The 17,963-nt window shown below is 46.0% G+C and carries 17 protein-coding genes; 14 read left to right on the top strand and 3 right to left on the bottom strand.

What is annotated here, in order from left to right; genetic code table 11:
• Nucleotides 1-24: 24 nt before the first annotated feature.
• Entirely contained in the window at nucleotides 25-1,032 is a 1,008-nt protein-coding gene (locus IV40_RS09245) for a YhdH/YhfP family quinone oxidoreductase (protein ID WP_057770892.1), read from the bottom strand.
• A gap of 167 nt (nucleotides 1,033-1,199) precedes the next feature.
• On the opposite strand from IV40_RS09245, the gene IV40_RS10875 reads away from it, so the two are divergent.
• The 5 genes from IV40_RS10875 to IV40_RS09220 are packed head-to-tail and all read left to right on the top strand — an operon-like array spanning nucleotide 1,200 to nucleotide 5,548.
• Nucleotides 1,200-1,739, top strand: coding sequence for a helix-turn-helix domain-containing protein (locus tag IV40_RS10875; RefSeq protein WP_057770890.1), 540 nt, complete (start codon nucleotides 1,200-1,202; stop codon nucleotides 1,737-1,739).
• Nucleotides 1,740-1,763: 24 nt separating this feature from the next.
• Nucleotides 1,764-2,849 carry an ABC transporter ATP-binding protein gene (locus IV40_RS09235; RefSeq protein WP_057770888.1) on the top strand — a complete coding sequence of 362 codons (1,086 nt, stop codon included), beginning with the start codon at nucleotides 1,764-1,766 and terminating at the stop codon, nucleotides 2,847-2,849.
• Between the two features lie 11 nt (nucleotides 2,850-2,860).
• Nucleotides 2,861-3,676: an ABC transporter permease gene (locus IV40_RS09230; RefSeq protein ID WP_057770886.1), complete on the top strand. Its 816-nt coding sequence runs from the start codon at nucleotides 2,861-2,863 to the stop codon at nucleotides 3,674-3,676.
• Complete coding sequence (locus IV40_RS09225; protein ID WP_057770884.1) at nucleotides 3,669-4,478, top strand: ABC transporter permease; 810 nt, start codon at nucleotides 3,669-3,671, stop codon at nucleotides 4,476-4,478. Before IV40_RS09230 ends, IV40_RS09225 begins: the two co-directional genes overlap by 8 nt.
• Nucleotides 4,475-5,548, top strand: a complete 1,074-nt coding sequence (locus tag IV40_RS09220) for an ABC transporter substrate-binding protein (protein WP_057770882.1) — start codon at nucleotides 4,475-4,477, stop codon at nucleotides 5,546-5,548. The genes IV40_RS09225 and IV40_RS09220 overlap by 4 nt, the downstream gene beginning before the upstream one ends.
• Nucleotides 5,549-5,596: 48 nt before the next feature.
• Here the strand turns inward: IV40_RS09220 and IV40_RS09215 are convergent, their stop codons facing one another.
• Nucleotides 5,597-6,241 (bottom strand): DUF1361 domain-containing protein, encoded by a 645-nt coding sequence (locus tag IV40_RS09215; protein ID WP_057770880.1) that lies wholly within the window; start codon nucleotides 6,239-6,241, stop codon nucleotides 5,597-5,599.
• 160 nt (nucleotides 6,242-6,401) lie between these two features.
• Between IV40_RS09215 and cdaA the strand changes: the two genes are divergently transcribed.
• The 9 genes from cdaA to IV40_RS09170 all read left to right on the top strand — a co-directional run bounded on the left by cdaA (nucleotide 6,402) and on the right by IV40_RS09170 (nucleotide 17,168).
• Nucleotides 6,402-7,268: a diadenylate cyclase CdaA gene (gene cdaA, locus IV40_RS09210; RefSeq protein WP_057770878.1), complete on the top strand. Its 867-nt coding sequence runs from the start codon at nucleotides 6,402-6,404 to the stop codon at nucleotides 7,266-7,268.
• Entirely contained in the window at nucleotides 7,265-8,251 is a 987-nt protein-coding gene (locus IV40_RS09205; protein WP_057770876.1) for a CdaR family protein, read from the top strand. The genes cdaA and IV40_RS09205 overlap by 4 nt, the downstream gene beginning before the upstream one ends.
• A gap of 23 nt (nucleotides 8,252-8,274) precedes the next feature.
• Nucleotides 8,275-9,633 carry a phosphoglucosamine mutase gene (glmM, locus tag IV40_RS09200; RefSeq protein ID WP_057770874.1) on the top strand — a complete coding sequence of 453 codons (1,359 nt, stop codon included), beginning with the start codon at nucleotides 8,275-8,277 and terminating at the stop codon, nucleotides 9,631-9,633.
• Between the two features lie 380 nt (nucleotides 9,634-10,013).
• Nucleotides 10,014-11,834, top strand: coding sequence for a glutamine--fructose-6-phosphate transaminase (isomerizing) (glmS, locus tag IV40_RS09195; RefSeq protein WP_057770872.1), 1,821 nt, complete (start codon nucleotides 10,014-10,016; stop codon nucleotides 11,832-11,834).
• 163 nt (nucleotides 11,835-11,997) lie between these two features.
• A complete protein-coding gene (yjeM, locus tag IV40_RS09190) occupies nucleotides 11,998-13,503 on the top strand; it encodes a glutamate/gamma-aminobutyrate family transporter YjeM (RefSeq protein WP_057770871.1) in 1,506 nt (501 codons plus the stop codon).
• A 328-nt stretch (nucleotides 13,504-13,831) separates the two neighbouring features.
• A complete protein-coding gene (gene yjeM, locus IV40_RS09185; RefSeq protein WP_057770869.1) occupies nucleotides 13,832-15,349 on the top strand; it encodes a glutamate/gamma-aminobutyrate family transporter YjeM in 1,518 nt (505 codons plus the stop codon).
• A gap of 124 nt (nucleotides 15,350-15,473) precedes the next feature.
• A complete protein-coding gene (locus IV40_RS09180) occupies nucleotides 15,474-15,917 on the top strand; it encodes a VanZ family protein (protein ID WP_057770931.1) in 444 nt (147 codons plus the stop codon).
• 227 nt (nucleotides 15,918-16,144) lie between these two features.
• Entirely contained in the window at nucleotides 16,145-16,600 is a 456-nt protein-coding gene (locus IV40_RS09175) for an LPXTG cell wall anchor domain-containing protein (RefSeq protein ID WP_057770867.1), read from the top strand.
• Nucleotides 16,601-16,823: 223 nt separating this feature from the next.
• Nucleotides 16,824-17,168, top strand: a complete 345-nt coding sequence (locus tag IV40_RS09170; RefSeq protein ID WP_057770865.1) for a KxYKxGKxW signal peptide domain-containing protein — start codon at nucleotides 16,824-16,826, stop codon at nucleotides 17,166-17,168.
• 149 nt (nucleotides 17,169-17,317) lie between these two features.
• Here IV40_RS09170 and IV40_RS10845 read toward each other — a convergent pair whose 3' ends face one another.
• Nucleotides 17,318-17,503 (bottom strand): hypothetical protein, encoded by a 186-nt coding sequence (locus IV40_RS10845; protein WP_057770863.1) that lies wholly within the window; start codon nucleotides 17,501-17,503, stop codon nucleotides 17,318-17,320.
• Nucleotides 17,504-17,963 lie beyond the last annotated feature (460 nt).

Here is a 17,963-nt window from a genome sequence, read left to right as displayed (position 1 = left end):
AAGTTTCCGAAGCTCTTTTTTAATTTAACTGATTTCAACGAGTGTCCGCTGCGGCAATTTGGTCTGCGGGCCAGCTTTGAGGATTTCCGGCAGTTCATCGAAGGCGACCACCTTAGCAACTGGATGCGGCCAATCTTTGAGATTGAATTTTGTCGCTAACAAATGCCACATCTTTTTGCGTTCGTCCTCTTTTTGATAAACAGAATCGATGCCGTATAAGGTAATACCACGCAGGATAAATGGCAGCACAGTCGCTTTGAGCCGGTTGCCGGCACTATTGCCAGCCATCGTGACCCGGCCTTCATAGGTGACATGGGGCAGGATGGCAGCCAGCAAGTCGCCGCCAACGCTGTCCAGCACCGCTGAAAATTCTTGGTGCTGCAATGGTTTCGAAGCTGTTTGCAGGAAGTAGGCTGGTTTCAGCAGATGCGTTGCTCCTAAACGGCTCAATTCATCCTGCAAGATGATTTCCTGCTGACGAGAGACGACGGTCAGGTTTGTGTAGCCCAGCTTATTTAAAATGGCTAATTCAAGACTGCCGACACTGCCGGTCACACCAGTGATCAGGATTGGAGCGTCGTAATTCTGCAGGGCCGGCTGGTCAAGCAGTTTGGAAACGGCTAGGGCAGCGGTTAAACCAGCCGTGCCGTAATACATGACTTCTTTCAAGTCCATGCCGTCGGGCAGCGGCTGCAGCCAGTCGCCGGGAACGGTGACAGACTGCTGAAAACCGCCGTCATGATCCGTTCCGAGTCCATATCCGGTTGCAAACACCGTTTCGCCGGCAATAAAACGAGCATCGTTTGAGGCGGTGACGGTGCCGGCAAAATCGATGCCGCCGACACGGGGATATTCATAAATTACTTTGCTGTCAGGCTTTAAGGCCAAATAATCTTTATGGTTGAGATCAGCCGCCTGAACCTTTACCGTCACTTGATGCGCCGGCAAGGTCTGACAAGCTTCTTTTGTTTGGATCTGCGGCATGATCTGATGATTGTGCGGTACCAATACCAATGCCTGGTAGGTTGCCATTATAAAGGACCTCCCTTTTCCTTATCGTTCATATCCCTACATTGTATCATGAAAGCGCTCGAAAAAGGGTGCAGAACTAAGTTGCTATTTTGAAGAGAGTTTGTATAATAGGGTAAGGCAAACTAAACTAGCAGTTTAGTATTAAAAAACTTGTTGAGGAGATACGCATGGATATTGGGAAACGATTGAAAAAATTACGGCAGCACAAAGAACTGACGCAAGAAGAATTAGCCGAACGAACGGATTTGACCAAGGGTTATATTTCGCAACTAGAACACGACCAGTCGTCGCCGTCGATGGAAACTTTTTTTGCCATTTTAGAAGTACTCGGCGAAAAACCGGCCGATTTTTTTCAAGATCACGTGACCCAGAAAATAGTTTATCCAGCAGCGGAACAAACCGTTTACGCTGATGCCGAGAAGGGCTACACTTTAAATTGGCTTGTGCCGGCGTCCAATGAAAACGAGATGGAACCCGTTTTGATTAAATTGGCACCACATGGGTCATTCAAGCCGTTTCAGCCGTCAGCAGCGGAAACTTTTTTGTATGTGCTAAGTGGTCAGGTCGGCCTGCAATTGGGTGCCGAAAAATATCAGGCTCAAGCCGGCGACAGCTTATATTTTCATGCGACGGAACGCCATCAAATTCATAATTTAACGAGCCAGACGAGCCAGCTGCTGCTCGTCGCAACGGCATCTTACTTATAAAACTCAGGTCAGGGGAGTGATCTTGTGTCGAAACCAATCATTACATTAAAGCATGTCTATAAAAACTATGGGGACACCAACGTCCTGCATGATATCAATATGACTTTGGAAGCAGGCAAATTCTATACATTGCTAGGGCCATCCGGTTCAGGCAAAACGACGATTTTACGAACAATCGGCGGTTTTGTGACGCCAAGCTCTGGAGACGTCCTGTTTGACGGCCAGCGAATCAACGACTTGCCGGCCAACAAACGCCAAGTGAACACGATTTTTCAGGATTACGCCTTATTTCCGCACATGGATGTTTACGATAACGTGGCTTTTGGGCTGACAATCCGCAAGACACCGAAGGAAGTAATCGAAAAAAAGGTCTTACGGGCGTTGAAATTAGTTCAATTAAGCGGCTACGAAGATCGGTCGATTTCCGAACTTTCTGGCGGGCAGCAGCAGCGGGTCGCCATCGCACGTGCGCTGGTCAATGAGCCGCAGGTCCTCCTGCTTGATGAAGCTTTATCAGCTTTGGATATGAAACTGCGTAAGGAAATGCAGGTCGAACTCCGTGATCTGCAGCAGCGTTTGGGAATTACCTTCTTGTTTGTGACGCATGACCAAGAAGAAGCGTTGGCAATGAGTGATGAAATTTTTGTCATGGATGACGGCAAAATTCTGCAGAGCGGCACGCCGGTCGATATTTACGATGAACCCGTCAACCATTTTGTTGCCAATTTTATCGGCGAAAGCAACATTGTGCCAGGCAAGATGCTGAGCGATTATCGCGTCGAATTTGTCAATAAAGTGTTCGAATGCGCCGACGCTGGGATGAAACCGGATGAAAACGTTGAAGTTGTTTTGCGGCCGGAAGACCTTGATATCGTCGCACCTGACGCTGGCAAATTGGTGGTTACGATCGACACGCAGTTGTTTCGAGGCGATTATTATGAAGTGATTGCTTATGACGATGACCATAACGAATGGCTGATTCATTCGACGAACCCAACCAAAGACGATCAGCGGGTCGGGCTGTTTTTCGAGCCGGAAGACATTCACGTCATGCGGTACGGCGAATCTGAACAGGCTTTCGATGCACGCCTGGAAACGTATGAAGATTAAGGAGGGGGCCCATGAAACGCAAACAAGTTTTATTTGAGATGCCCTACTTTTTCTGGCTGGCTTTTTTTGTAATCGCGCCGATTCTATTGATCGCCTACCAATCTTTTTTCAACATTCGCGGCCAGTTTACACTCGGCAACTATGCAACGTATTTCACATCAGCCACTTATTTGCGGATGACGCTCAATTCGGTTTGGTATGCTTTTTTAATCACCTTGTTTACACTGCTGATCAGCTACCCGACGGCCTATTTTCTGCATTACACCAAGCATAAACAGCTCTGGCTGCTGCTGATTATTTTGCCGACCTGGATTAATCTGCTGTTGAAGGCGTACGCTTTTATCGGCATCTTCAGCCAGGATGGCAGTGTAAACCAGTTTTTGACGTTCATCGGGATCGGCCCGCAGCAGATTTTGTTCACGGATGCGAGCTTTCTGTTTGTGGCGACTTATATTCAGATTCCCTTTATGATTCTGCCGATTTTCAATGCGATCGAAGACCTGCAGCCGTCGTATATCAACGCTAGCCGGGATTTGGGTGCTAATAATTGGCAGACGTTCACGCGCATCATTTTTCCGATGACGATGAGCGGGGTCAAAGCCGGCGTTCAGGCCGTCTTCATCCCGTCGCTGTCCTTATTCATGCTGACTCGTCTGATCGGCGGCAACCGTGTCATCACTTTGGGAACGGCGATCGAAGAGCATTTCTTAGTGACGATGAACTGGGGAATGGGGTCGACGATCGGCGTCGTGCTGATTATCGCCATGTTTATTATCATGTCGCTGACCGGCGAGCATAAGAAGAAAGGACGGAAGCACAATGACTAAAAAAACAAAATGGTTTGCCAATGGCTATCTGACTTTAGTTTTTGTGCTGCTGTATGTGCCGATCTTCTATCTGATTATGTATTCGTTCAGTACCGGCAAAACGATGAGCCATTACCAAGGCTTCACTTGGGCGCATTATGTGGCGTTATTTCAGGATGCCCGGATGATTCAGATTGCTTTAGACACGCTGTTATTAGCATTACTGTCGGCGCTGATTGCGACGGCAATCGGCAGTTTGGGTGCGCTGGGGATTTATGCGACTAAAAAACGGCAGACACGGAACGCACTTCTGTCGCTGAATAATATTTTAATGGTTTCGCCGGATGTCATCATCGGGGCCAGTTTCCTGATTTTCTTCACTTTCTTAGGCATCGGACTCGGTTTCGGTTCCGTTCTGATGAGCCACATTGCCTTTGAAATTCCGATTGTGGTCTTGATGGTGCTGCCCCGTCTGCAGGAAATGTCGACAACAATGATTGATGCGGCCGAAGATTTAGGCGCTTCCAGCTGGCAGGTATTGAGCCGGGTAATTTTGCCCGCTATCATTCCAGGCATTCTGGCCGGCTATTTTATGGCGTTTACGTACTCACTCGATGACTTTGCCGTTACTTTCTTTGTGACTGGAAATGGTTTTGAAACCTTGTCAATTGAAATCTATGCTCGTGCACGACAGGGAATCGACCTTGAAGTCAACGCCTTGTCAGGGATTTTGTTTGTCTTTGCCTTATTATTAGTTGTCGGCTATTATCTGCTGACCCAATATACGGCCAAACGCCAGAAAGCTGGGGTGAAGCGGCCATGAAAAAACTAGTTGCAGCAATCACGACAATCTTGGTTTTCTGCGGATTGCTGGCCTTTACGAGTGACCGGTTGGCCAAGAGTCAGGTCAAAAGTCAGTCCAACACTTTAACACTGTATAACTGGGGCGATTATATCGATCCGGCCCTCCTGAAAAAATTTCAGAAGGAAACCGGCTACCACGTCAGTGTGGAAACGTTTGACAGCAATGAAGCGATGTACACCAAAATCAAGCAGGGGGGGACAAGCTATGATTTGGCTGTTCCGTCCGATTATATGATTCAGAAAATGAAAGCGGCCCATTTGCTTGTGCCGCTCGATAAAAGCAAACTGCATGGCATGAACAATATTTCACCGCAGTTCCGCAATTTGGAATTCGATCGGCATAATCAATATTCTGTCCCGTATTTCTGGGGTACGTTAGGCATTATCTACAATGATAAAACAGTCAAAGCCAGCCAGGTTCAGCACTGGAAGCAGCTGTGGAATCCTCGCTTCAAGGATTCGATTATGCTGGTCGATTCGGCTCGTGACGTGATGGGCTTTGCGCTGATTCGAGATGGTGATTCGGTCAACACCAAGAATATCAAGCAGCTTAACGCCGCTAAAAAGCGGCTCGACAGCTTGACCCCGAATGTCAAAGCCATTGTGGCCGATGAAATCAAAATGTACATGATTGAAAATGAAGCACCAATTGCCGTTGATTGGTCCGGTGAAGCCTCCGAAATGCTGTCGCAGAATTCGCACCTCCATTATGTGGTGCCGAGCGAAGGCAGCAACCTCTGGTTCGACAATCTGGTCATCCCGAAAACGGCGAAGCACTACAAAGCCATTTATGCCTTTTTGAACTTTATGCTGAAACCGGAGAATGCCGCCCAGAATGCCGAATACGTCGGCTATGCAACGCCGAATGAGCAGGCAAAAGCGCTGCTCCCAGCTTCGGTGCGGAATGACAAACAGTTTTATCCGGATGCCGAAACGATGAAACACCTGCAGATTTATAATAATCTGTCACCGGAATTGATCGGCACCTATAACGAGTTGTACCTTGAATTTAAAATGTATCGAAATTAAACCGCTGAAAAGGGCCTCACAATTTTGTGAAGCCCTTTTTGATATCTTTTAATGACTATGCTTAAAGATTTCCAATGTGCCGTAAATCATCATTTGAACGATAAAGAGTAGGAAGGTAAACAGCAGCATTCGCGGCGACCACATTGTCAGGATCGGTTTGATGATCAGACTCGGGGTCAGCAAGTAAACGGTATGAATCCGCAAAAACCGGCCGATGTAGATTCCGATGGAAGAGAGCAATAAGAGAAGCGGCACAAACACCAGCTTGGTGCGTTTGCTCGGCCAATGGAAACGGGCCAGCATGACATTGGCAACGTGATTGACACTCCACATCCCCAAGTTGGTGCAGACAACGGTCGAAATCAGCAAATACGTAAAATTGATCCAGATATACGGATCGTTGCGAATCAAGCCAGTGGACAGATTATAGGCATGCAACAGAGTTAAATGGATCAAGTCGGTCAGCAGGTAAGGGGCATTCGGAAAGAAGAGCAGCCACAAAACAGTGATCGGCCAGAACAGCCAATTCGACCGGGGCTTGTCAGGATGTAGATGAAAGGCAAGCTCAATCGGAATGTAACCTAAAAAGGTATTTAACAGCAGGAACGAGAAGGTTCCTTGTACAAATAAGAACAGATAGATAAAATAAAGGAGAAAACATCCACGGATGCTCCACATTAGTTTTTTATTCATGATGATACCCCAGCCCTTTTCATTAGTTTAAGTGTAACAAAGTTTGGCGGAAAAATTTTAAAAATACGTTTAAATTTTGAAAAGACTTTCATGGACGGCCGGCGGGATAATTAGCGTTCGTGGTATAATAAAAACAATAAAAAAGAGAGGGAGGTAGCCTATGAGCTTTAATTGGAGCGATCTGCTGACATGGCAGTCGGTTGCAAACGTCCTCGACATCGTAGTCGTCTGGTATTTCATCTACAAGCTGATTATGCTGGTGCGGGGCACCAAGGCCGTCCAGCTCCTGAAGGGGATTGCCGTCGTCATCCTGATTAAACTGGTCAGCTGGGCGTTCGATCTCAGGACAGTTTCCTACATCGTCGATCAGGTAATCAACTGGGGGGTCATTGCCCTTGTCGTCATCTTCCAGCCCGAAATTCGGCGTGGCTTGGAACACATCGGACGGGGCTCGCTGTTTGCCCGCAGCGGCCAAAAAAAAGTGGCCCAGCAGAAACAGCTGGTCAATTCGCTCGATAAAGCAATTCAGTACATGTCCAAACGACGGATCGGGGCGCTGATCACGATTCAGATGAATACTGGGCTCGAAGACTATATCGAAACTGGGATTCCATTGGATGCTGACATTTCGGGTGAACTATTGATCAACATCTTCATTCCGAACACGCCGCTCCATGATGGGGCTGTCATTATTCGGGACAACCGGATCGCAGTGGCTGCCGCTTACTTGCCGCTTTCGGAAAGCAATATGATTCCCAAAGAATTGGGGACCCGGCACCGGGCAGCGGTCGGAATCAGTGAAGTGACTGATGCGCTGACGATTGTTGTATCGGAAGAAACCGGCGGCGTGACCATTACCAAGAATAATGAATTGATGCGTGATTTGACTCGTGACGATTATTTGAAGTATTTGAATACACAGCTGGTTGTGCCGGAAGAAGTGGATCAGAAGCTGAATCCAGTACAGCGGTTTATTGAAGGCTTCCGTCATGCTGGTACACAGAATCGAGGGGGGAAGAAGAAATGAAAAAATTTCTGACTGGCCCTTGGTTGTATCGTTTGTTGGCTCTTTTCTTTGCGCTGCTGCTCTTTGCCTATGTGCATACCGATCGGATCAATACGACACGGCAGACGAGCTCGAAGAGCACTGAAATGCTGGCGCAGCGCAGTAAAAGCATCAAAGTACCGCTGCAGATCGATGCCGATACGGATCGTTATTACATTACCGGTTATCCCGAAAATGTGACCGTCGAACTGACGGGACCGAGTGCCCTCGTTACGGCGACTTCGAATACACAGAATTTTCGGGTCGTTGCCAATCTTGAAAAATTGAAAATCGGCAAACATACCGTTAAATTGAAGCAATCGGGCATCAACAAGGCATTGACCTACAAGATCAAACCCAGTTCGGTGACTGTTAATATCCAGAAACGGCAGAACCGCCGCTTCCCAATCCAAGTCAACTATAATAAAGAAAGTTTAGCGACGAATTATACGGCGGGCACACCGGATTTATCGTCTGAAACGGCCGTTGTAACGGGGTCGCAGGCAGAGGTCGATAAAGTCGATCAAGTCGTGGCGACTGTTCCAATGTCACGGAACACAAAGAAGAAGGTCAGCCGTGAAGTGATGTTGCAGGCGCTTGATAAGAAGGGCAACACAGTCAATGCTGTTTTGACGCCGCAGACAGTTCATGTTGCGCTGCCAATCTACTTGCCCAGCAAGAAAGTCAGCGTCAAACTGACAACGAAGGATAACGGTGTCAACGGATATACTTACACAGCTGAATCGAGTACGACTAAGATTAGGGTCTACGGGGCACGGGATGTTCTGGATAAACTCGATTCGATCACGATTCCAGTCAGCGTCAAGGATATCAAGTCGAAAACGACGAAGACAATCAAAGTCCCCGTTCCAAAGGATGCGGATCATACCGATCCCCAAACAATCAAAGTAACCATTAAAGCAACGGATGCAGTCGCAACGGCGAGTGTTTCCAGTACGAATTAAAAAAGCAGAAATGAGGAAATAACATGACAAAGTATTTTGGTACAGATGGTGTTCGTGGTGTTGCAAACAAGGAATTGACTCCGGAATTGGCCTTTAAGCTAGGCCGTGACGGCGGCTATGTTTTAGCCAAGCATAATGATTCAGACGAACGGCCCAAGGTTTTGGTTGCTCGTGATACCCGGATTTCCGGCCAGATGCTGGAAAGCGCATTGATTGCCGGTTTATTATCAGCTGGTGTCGAAGTCTTGTCCTTAGGTGTTATCACCACACCAGCAGTTGCCTACTTAATTCGGGCCCAAGGTGCCACAGCCGGGATTATGATTTCAGCTTCACATAACCCAGCTAAGTTCAATGGCATCAAGTTCTTCGGTTCCGATGGCTATAAACTGTCCGATGATGAAGAAGAGGAAATTGAGGGTTTATTGGATGCGCCGAAAGACGATCGTCCTCGTCCGGACACAGACGGTTTAGGCATCATCACCGATTATCCAGAAGGTGTTTTGAAGTATACACAATTCTTGGAACAGACTATTCCAGATGATTTAAGCGGCATGAAGATTGTGCTCGATGCAGCCAATGGGTCAACCAGTGCATTGGTCAGCCGTGTCTTCGCTGATTTGGATACTGATTTTACGACAATTGCGACGAATCCAAATGGCATCAACATCAACGACCAAGTTGGCTCAACGCATCCCGAAAACTTAGCCAAGGCTGTTGTTGAAAACAATGCGCAAATTGGTTTAGCCTTCGATGGCGATGGCGATCGCTGCATCGCAGTCGATGAAGAAGGCAACATTGTCGATGGCGATAAAATCATGTTTATCTTAGGCAACTATATGGCCAGCAAAGGTCGTCTGAAGAAAGATACAATCGTCACAACCGTCATGAGTAACATGGGCTTATACAAAGCCATTGAAGCAGCTGGCTTGAAGACTGCCCAAACAACTGTTGGGGACCGTCACGTGGTCGCTGAAATGCGCAAGAACGGCTACAATCTCGGCGGTGAACAATCCGGCCATATTATCATCTTCGATTACCTCAACACAGGGGACGGGATGCTGACTGGAATCCAATTGCTCAATATCATGAAACAAACAGGCAAGAAATTATCCGAACTGGCTGCACCAGTCAAGACATACCCGCAGAAGCTTGATAATGTCACGGTGACCAACAAGACAAAGAATAACTGGAAAGACTTCCCAGCCATTCAAAACGAAATCGATGCCGTTGAAAAAGAAATGAACGGTGATGGGCGTGTTCTCGTCCGTCCTTCCGGTACGGAACCATTGCTGCGTGTTATGGTCGAAGCACCAACTCAGGAAGAAACCGACCGGTATGCCGACCGCATCGCTGCCGTTGTCAAACAACAAATGGGCGCCTAAAAAAATAGCGTGTGAACACATTTCAAAAAAGTCATCTCAAATAACAATTTGGGATGATTTTTTTTGTGCCTGCTATTCACGTCACTGAGTCTCATTCCAACCATTTTAATTGGGAACGTGCTTTAATTTGGTTACCAGCAGATGTTTTGTAAAAAGCGGTTCCAATTGTGCTCTGGAAAGATTTGTGGTGTGGCCTAACATTATTGAATAGTCCAATTTTTATGAATGATATATACCAATTTAAACTTATTAAACTTTTTAGTTGACAAAATCGTGTAATACGCCTATTCTTTTAATTGCAAACGAAATGAACCAATTATTAAAATACTGATATTTCAGCATATACCAATTTAAAAATCTAACGTAAGAGAGTGACGAATATGTGCGGAATTGTTGGTGTCATCGGAAATCCAAAAACAACTGATATTTTATTAAAAGGACTCGAAAAACTGGAGTATCGTGGTTACGATTCGGCCGGTATCTATGTCAACGACGAACAGGGCAATGACTTCTTGATCAAACGAAAAGGTAAAATCTCCGAACTTGAAGCAGCTGTGACGCCTGATGTTCAAGGCTTAATGGGGATTGGGCATACTCGCTGGGCGACACATGGTGTACCGAGTGATCAGAATGCGCATCCGCAGGTTTCTAACGACGGTCGTTTTTATTTGGTCCATAACGGCGTGATTGAAAATTATCAAGCCCTGAAAGATGATTATTTGAACGATGTTGACTTTGTCAGTGACACGGATACGGAAGTGGTTGTGCAATTAGTGGCCAAATTTGCACGTGAGGGCCTGTCTGGTCATGATGCTTTCCAAAAGGCACTGCGCCTGCTCCAAGGCTCATTTGCCTTCATCTTAGCCGATCGTCAGGAAGCAGACCGCCTGTACGTTGCTAAGAACAAGTCGCCATTATTGATCGGCGCCGGCAAAGGCTTCAACGTCGTTTGTTCCGATGCCTTGGCGATGATTGATGAAACCAATCAATTTGTTGAAATCCATGATGGTGAAATGGTCACCTTGACGGCCGATCAAATCAAAATTGAGACAATCGCCGCTGGAACGCCGGTTGAACGTGCACCGTATACCGTTGAGATGGATCCTGATGCAGCTAGCAAAGGGACGTACCCATACTACATGCTCAAGGAAATCGACGAAGAACCAGCCGTTATGCGCCGCATCCTCAGCAATTATCAGACGGATGATCAATCGCATGAATTCAAGATTGATACTGAAATTCTGGATGCAATGCAGCAGGCCGATAAGCTGTATATTGTTGCCGCTGGGACCAGCTACCATGCTGGCTTAGTCGGTGCAACGCTGTTTGAAAAATTGACAGATACACCAGCCGAAGCTTATTTAGCCAGTGAATTTGGATATCATATGCCGTTATTGACCAAGCATCCGTTCTTTATTTTCTTAACGCAGAGCGGCGAAACGGCCGACAGCCGTCAGGTTCTGGTCAAAATCAACCAGATGCATTTGCCGACACTGACCATTACCAATGTGCCGAACTCGACTTTGTCACGGGAAGCCGATTACACATTGCTGCTGTACGCTGGCCCTGAAATCGCCGTTGCATCGACGAAAGCTTATACAGCGCAAATCGCTGTCCAAGCTGTTCTGGCTAAAGAATTAGGGGAGGCCAAGCACGTTCAGGCCGCCCAGGCATTCGATCTGCAGCAGCAGTTAAGCCTCGTTGCCGCTGGTCAGCAGCAGTTAGTCGATGAGAAGGATCACTTCAAGGAATTGGCTCATGATTACCTAGCCGATCAGCCCAGTGCTTTCTATATTGGACGTGGCCTTGACTATGATGTCAGTCTTGAAGCCGCTTTGAAACTCAAGGAAGTTTCCTATATTCTGGCCGAAGGATTTGCCGCCGGTGAACTGAAACATGGGACGATTGCTTTAATTCAGGACAATACACCTGTGATTGCTTTCTTGACCGATCCAACGACTGTTGGGTTGACACGAGGCAACATTAAAGAAGTGCAGGCACGTGGGGCGCACACGATGACCATCGTCAGCCAAGCCTTGGCGACCGCTGACGACCAAATCATTTTGCCGGACGTCGATGATTTATTGACGCCGCTCCTGAGCATCATTCCAGCCCAATTGTTTGCTTATTATGCCAGCCTTGAAAAGGGATTGGATGTCGATAAGCCACGTAATTTGGCTAAGAGTGTCACCGTCGAATAAATTATTAAAATAAAAAAAGAAGCGCTGGCTCGCTTGCGAACGGCGCTTTTTGTATGTCGCAAAAAAATATGCGTTTTATGTGTATATTATTCAAAATTAGTTTATGGTATCATTAACGATAATTACTTAGAACAAAAAATCAGAAATAGGAGTCTTTGTTTAAATGGATAATGAACAATCAACGGGTAATGGCAAAAAAATTGGTTTAGTTGCCCTCGTTTTAATGGCCTTCTCGTCAATCTATGGACTGGGGAATACTACCCTGGCCTATGAACAGATGGCTTATGCGGCGATCTTATGGTATGTCTTTGCCGCAATCTTCTTCTTCCTGCCCAGTGCTTTGATGTTTGCCGAATATGGCTCAACTTTCAAGGAAGCACATGGGGGAATTTACTCATGGCTGGCGGCCTCAATCGGGGATCGACCGGCCTTCATTGGGACGTTCATCTGGTTATCTGGCTGGATTATCTGGCTGGTTTCGACTTCATCACGTCTCTGGATTACTTTCTCAGTTATTATTTCAGGTCACGATACGACCGGTACTTGGTCGCTTTTCGGGTTGAATTCAACTCAGACGATTGGGATTTTAGGGATTTTACTGATGCTCGGGGTCACATACTTCTCAGCACACGGTTTTTCAAAAATTGCGCAGTACACATCCTTCAGTGGTATCTTAGTCTTTATCATCATGGGGCTCTTTATGTTATTGAGTGTCATCCTGATTTTCTTGAATCATGGTCATCTGGCACAGCCATTGACGGCCCAAAGCTTGGTCAAGTCGCCTAATCCGGCGTTTGAATCGCCAACGGCTGTCTTCTCGTTCATCGTTTATGCGATCTTCGCTTACGGCGGAATGGAAACCATGGGCGGTGTAATCGATAACGTGAAGAAACCTGAGAAGACCTTCCCACGTGCGATGATCGTCACAGCGATTATTATGACGTTCTTCTACGCTGTTAGTATCGGTCTCTGGGGTGTTTCAGCTAACTGGCGTTCTGTCATGGGGGTCAAAACGACAAACCAGGGGAACGTTACTTATGTGTTAATGAACAACTTAGGGATGGAATTCGGGAAAGCTTTAGGCCTCTCAACTGGCGGTGTGACGACCATGGGAAACTGGTTTGCCCGTGTCAACGCTATCCAGCAGTTTATTACCATGTTAGGTGCGATGTTTGTGCTGGTTTACTCACCGCTGAAGTCGTTCATCTTGGGTTCGCCTAAGAAGTTCTGGCCGAAGAAGATGACACAGCTGAACAAATACAACGTGCCTGGCTATGCAATGTGGGTTCAGGCTGTCATTGTGATTGTCATTCTCTTCTTCGTGGCCTTTGGTGGCTCCGGTGCGACAGCCTTTTATGCTGTTTTGACGGATATGTCGAATATGTCTTCGGCGGTGCCGTACTTGTTCCTGATTGGGGCTTATCCATTCTTCCGAGCTAAGAAGAATTTGGAGCATCCGTTCATTGCCTTCCGTAAGAAATCGACGGTATGGGCCGTTACGATTGTCAGCTGGCTGCTTGTCTTGTTCGGAATCATCTTTACGGCCATCGAACCGGTGCTGGAAGGCGATATGTACACTGCCTTTTGGACCATTGCCGGTCCAGTCGTCTTTGCTTTAATTGCGGTTGTCTTCTATAACATGTCGGAACGCAAAATAAGCAACAAATAAAATAAATGCCAAAAAGGATGCGGCTGCGGCCGCATCTTTTTTTGTATCATCATGCAATTGAATGAATAAATTTCTGTCTTAAGAATCCTATTAGAACGGGAAGTAACAATAAAGTGAATAAAAAGTCACAAAAAAAGTATTTTATTCATTCAGAAAAGGTGCTACAATGATTTTCAATAAGTGATGCAGAAAATAAGAATTTGCTAAGCACGATGAAAGCGTCGTTTCCAGACCTGAGCGAGCTTCATCGCTTGAAAAGTAAGTTCTAAATGATAGCATAATGATAAAATGATTTGAAATTGGAACACTCACAGAAGGAAGCTTGGCAATGGAAGAAGAAACAAACGCACCAAAGACAAAGAAGATTGGGCTCATCGGCCTGGTTCTGATGGTATTCACCTCGATTTACGGGTTAGGGAACACAACAGTTGCTTACGATCAGATGGGGTATGCTGCGATTATGTGGTACGTCATCGCTGCTGCGCTGTTCTTCTTTCCGACGATTATGATGTTTGCGGAATATGGTTCCTCATTCAAAGCTGTTCGGGGCGGGATTTATTCGTGGCTAGCCGGTTCAATTGGTGAACGGATGGCCTTCATCGGCACGTTCATCTGGTTATCCAGCTGGATCGTCTGGCTGGTTTCCGAAGCGTCAAAAGTTTGGATTCCATTTGCCGTTTCCTTCTTCGGCCATGATACGACCCAGACGTGGCATATCTTTGGATTAAGTTCGACTGAAACAATTGCCCTCTGCGGGATTGCACTTGTCATCGTTGCGACGTATTTCTCCGTGCATGGGTTTAAGCAGATTGCACGGTTCGCTGCTTTTGGCGGGACGATCACATTGTTAGTGACAGGGGCCTTTATGTTAATGAGTCTGGTCTTGATCGTGATTCAAAAAGGCCAGCTCGCCCAACCATTTACCGCAAAGAGTATTGTTTCCTCACCGAATCCGCAGTTCTCATCACCGGTTGCCATCTTATCGTTTGTTGTCTACGCCATCTTCGCTTACGGCGGGATGGAAACGATGGGTGGCGTGATTGATAACGTTAAGAAGCCTGAAAAGACCTTCCCACGTGCCATGATTGTTTCGATGATTATGATGATGGTCATTTATTCAGTCGGCATCCTATTATGGGGTGTCAGCGCCAACTGGCATAGTATTGTCGGCGGCAAGACGACCAACCTTGGGAATGTCCTGTATGTTTTAATGAATAACTTAGGGATGCAGTTTGGGAAAGTCTTGGGATTATCCCACGCCGGCACGATTACACTTGGCAATTGGTTCGCCCGCATCATCGGAATTGAAGAGTTCTTGTCTGATATGGGTGCCTTCTTTGTTCTCCTGTATTCGCCATTGAAGTCCTTCATCTTAGGTTCGCCTAAGAAATTCTGGCCGAAGAAGATGACACAAATCAATAAGTACGGAGTACCTGCCTTTGCAATGTGGGTACAAGCGGCGATTGTTTCCGTCATGATTTTTGCCGTTGCCTTTGGCGGTTCGAACGCCAAAGCCTTTTATACCGTTTTGACCGATATGGAAAACATTTCTGGGACGTTCCCATACCTGTTCTTAGTCGGTGCTTTCCCGTTCTTCAGAATGAAAAAGGGCCTCGATCGGCCGTTCCAGTTTTATCATAATATGACGACCGTCTGGGTTTCGACTGCAATTGCCTGGTTGACGATTCTGTTCGGAATTATTTTCACCGAAATCGAACCGATTATGACAGGCGATTATTACACCGCCTTCTGGACGATTGCTGGGCCGATAGTCTTCGGCATTATCGCACTGATTTTCTATAACATGTCTGAACGGCGGACTGCCGCTGCTCTGGACATTGATTAACTGCAAAAGCAGCCTGAAAAAGGCTGCTTTTTTTGGTAAAATGAAACTATTATTGCGATAAAGGAGTTTTTGAAACGTGCAGATTTTAAAAAAGTATAAATGGCTATGGGGCGCACTAGCAATCATGCTGATTCTGTTTTACAGCTCTTCGATGACTTATCATCAGCAGACGTCGGTGCCGTTTTTGGAAAAATATTTAGCCAATGAGCCATTGAAAGGGTGGTTGTCGCAATTCTCATTTACTTATGCCGGCACTGTCGAGAGCGTCAAAACAGTTGGCTATTTCAAATTTGTCGAATTCTTTATACGTAAGGCAGCCCATTTTGGGACTTATTTCCTGTTCGGCTTATTCGGATATTTATTTTTACAGCCGAAATTGCAGAATCGGTTCATTACGATGATAGTTACCTATTTAGCAGCGACTGGGTACGCAGCTTTAGATGAATTCCATCAGATGCTGACGGGCGATCGAACGCCATTATTTCAAGATGTGATTTTAGACAGTTTGGGCGCATTGACGGCTATTCTGCTGGTTATGCTGTTTTCACGTCGCAAACTCAAAAAATAATTTAACTAGAATGCGCAAGTGGAGTGCCATTAAACGGCACTCTTTTTTTGTAAAAAAATGACAGTTATTCACAATCAGCTAGCACGAGTGAAAGCATTTCGCAGTCGGCTTCAACAAGCGTCAGCACTTCGAAAAGTCAATCAGTATCAGAATCAAGTAGCGAAAGCTATTCAACATCAAGCAGTGTTTCAGTTTCAATGAGCGCATCGACTTCAACCTCAATGAGCATGAGTCAGTCGGGGCATACTTCAACGAGTCCTAATCAACAATTGACCGTAAATCATCCAACGACAGCCAGCCATAATAATGCAGTATCTGGCACAGGGACGCCTGGTGACACAATTGCCGTTACAATCTACGGACCAACCGGCGAGATTGTTGGCACTTATAAGACGATAGTCGAACCAAACGGAACTTGGGCACTTACAAATGCGGCGCTAGAAAATGCTAGTCGTATTAATGTTGTTGAAACAAGTCCAACCGGTGATGTTGTTTCTAGATTGATGGGAGTCACACCGAATAAAATAACATCTGATAACACGGCAATGCAGCATAAAAAGACAAACGCGATGCAATTCGCCTTGCCAAACACCGGTGAAACAGTTACAAATACTTCAATTTTGGGAATTGGAATTTTAGCGGCTATATCAGCATTTGTCAAAAAAATGCGTAATAAAGGATAACAAATTAAGCGAAGAGCTTCTCGAAAATGAGAAGTTCTTTTTTCATATTCAGCAAATAATAAGTCGTTTCAATAGGTAGTAAAAAGGATTGATGATACTATAAATATGACAAAGATAATCGAATAAATAGCTGATTTTATAAATCAAGTTGTGGCTTATACAAAAGATAAACGAGGTATTGACATCAAACAAATGTGATTAGCTTTACAGGAGGCACCATATTATGATGGGAAAACGTGGAAAAAAGCGTGAAATGAAAGAGGACTATAAAGAACATTTCAAAATGTACAAAGCCGGAAAACGCTGGGTCTTTGCAGGTATTGCGACGTTCCTTGGCGTTTTTTTGCCGCGCACTGTTGCTCATGTTCATGCGGATACTGTGCAGACAACAGCACAGGCCACTAAGACACTGGATTCAAAGCAGGTCCTAGCTACACAACAGAGCACCAACATTCCGGCTGATTCGACGACAGCCAATTCCCAATCTGGGAGTCTCTCTACTTCAACTTCAACCAGCGAGTCGACCAGCACTTCGGTCAGTGAATCAACCATCCACTTCGATGAGTGAAAGTACTTCAACAAGTGAGTCAACTTCAACGTCGGTACAAGATTCGGCTTCGGCAAGCAACTCAAAGTCGGATACTTCGACATCTACTTCAACAACGGACAAAGGCAGCACGAATGTTGTTTCGACAGCGTCGGGAACAACGAGTGACTCTAAGACAACGTCAACACAGCAACAGACGAATGAATCATCAACATCCGCTTCGACTTCGGCCAGTCTTTCTGACTCAGCGTCGACCAGCACAACCACAAGTCAATCTGAAACACAAAGTCAGTCTCAAACAGTTCATCAGCAGCTGAAGACACAAACGACAGCTGGCAAGTCAACCAGATCAACATTTACATTTACTACTTCTGATGGTTCGACATCAGTTTATGCGGGGACAACAGTCACACTTTCAGGAACAGCTAATTATGGGGATAGTATTCGAATCTGGTATAAGGATTTGAGTGGAAATATAATTTGGCTTTATGGTGGTCAGGATGGTTCAATGCCAACGACAATGAATGCTGATGGGACTTGGTCACTTACATTAGATATTCCGACGGATGCGGAGAGTGGTAGTTTTCATGTTCAGGATATCACTCAGAACGTCTCACCAACTATTCCAATTGTTTCTGTGGCTGATAGTCAGTCAATGTCAGATTCTGCCTCAGTTTCGGATTCAGAATCAGAGAGCACCAGCGAAAGTATTGCTAACAGTATTTCGGACAGTAATTCAATAAGTCAGTGGCCATCGCAAAGTACTTCGATGTCAACCAGTGAGTCGACTTCGACCTCAACGAGCGAAAGTACGTC

This window comes from Lactobacillus selangorensis (assembly GCF_001437205.1).
Taxonomy (GTDB): Bacteria; Bacillota; Bacilli; order Lactobacillales; family Lactobacillaceae; genus Paralactobacillus; species Paralactobacillus selangorensis.
Note: the sequence above shows the minus strand (reverse complement) of the source record. Positions and strands in the feature narration are given on the sequence as shown.

Bases quoted from the DNA above. Each gene is read 5' to 3' on its own strand.
- IV40_RS09205 (WP_057770876.1), top strand. From the start codon at position 7,265: ATGAAAAAATTTCTGACTGGCCCTTGGTTGTATCGTTTGTTGGCTCTT.
- yjeM (WP_057770869.1), top strand. From the start codon at position 13,832: ATGGAAGAAGAAACAAACGCACCAAAGACAAAGAAGATTGGGCTCATC.
- IV40_RS09175 (WP_057770867.1), top strand. From the start codon at position 16,145: ATGAGTCAGTCGGGGCATACTTCAACGAGTCCTAATCAACAATTGACC.
- IV40_RS10875 (WP_057770890.1), top strand. From the start codon at position 1,200: ATGGATATTGGGAAACGATTGAAAAAATTACGGCAGCACAAAGAACTG.
- cdaA (WP_057770878.1), top strand. From the start codon at position 6,402: ATGAGCTTTAATTGGAGCGATCTGCTGACATGGCAGTCGGTTGCAAAC.
- glmM (WP_057770874.1), top strand. From the start codon at position 8,275: ATGACAAAGTATTTTGGTACAGATGGTGTTCGTGGTGTTGCAAACAAG.
- IV40_RS09230 (WP_057770886.1), top strand. From the start codon at position 2,861: ATGAAACGCAAACAAGTTTTATTTGAGATGCCCTACTTTTTCTGGCTG.
- glmS (WP_057770872.1), top strand. From the start codon at position 10,014: ATGTGCGGAATTGTTGGTGTCATCGGAAATCCAAAAACAACTGATATT.
- yjeM (WP_057770871.1), top strand. From the start codon at position 11,998: ATGGATAATGAACAATCAACGGGTAATGGCAAAAAAATTGGTTTAGTT.
- IV40_RS09245 (WP_057770892.1), bottom strand. From the start codon at position 1,032: ATGGCAACCTACCAGGCATTGGTATTGGTACCGCACAATCATCAGATC.
- IV40_RS09180 (WP_057770931.1), top strand. From the start codon at position 15,474: ATGCTGATTCTGTTTTACAGCTCTTCGATGACTTATCATCAGCAGACG.
- IV40_RS09170 (WP_057770865.1), top strand. From the start codon at position 16,824: ATGATGGGAAAACGTGGAAAAAAGCGTGAAATGAAAGAGGACTATAAA.
- IV40_RS10845 (WP_057770863.1), bottom strand. From the start codon at position 17,503: ATGTTGATCTGGTTGACTTGCCAGCTGTCGTTTGTGTCTTCAGCTGCT.
- IV40_RS09220 (WP_057770882.1), top strand. From the start codon at position 4,475: ATGAAAAAACTAGTTGCAGCAATCACGACAATCTTGGTTTTCTGCGGA.
- IV40_RS09225 (WP_057770884.1), top strand. From the start codon at position 3,669: ATGACTAAAAAAACAAAATGGTTTGCCAATGGCTATCTGACTTTAGTT.
- IV40_RS09215 (WP_057770880.1), bottom strand. From the start codon at position 6,241: ATGAATAAAAAACTAATGTGGAGCATCCGTGGATGTTTTCTCCTTTAT.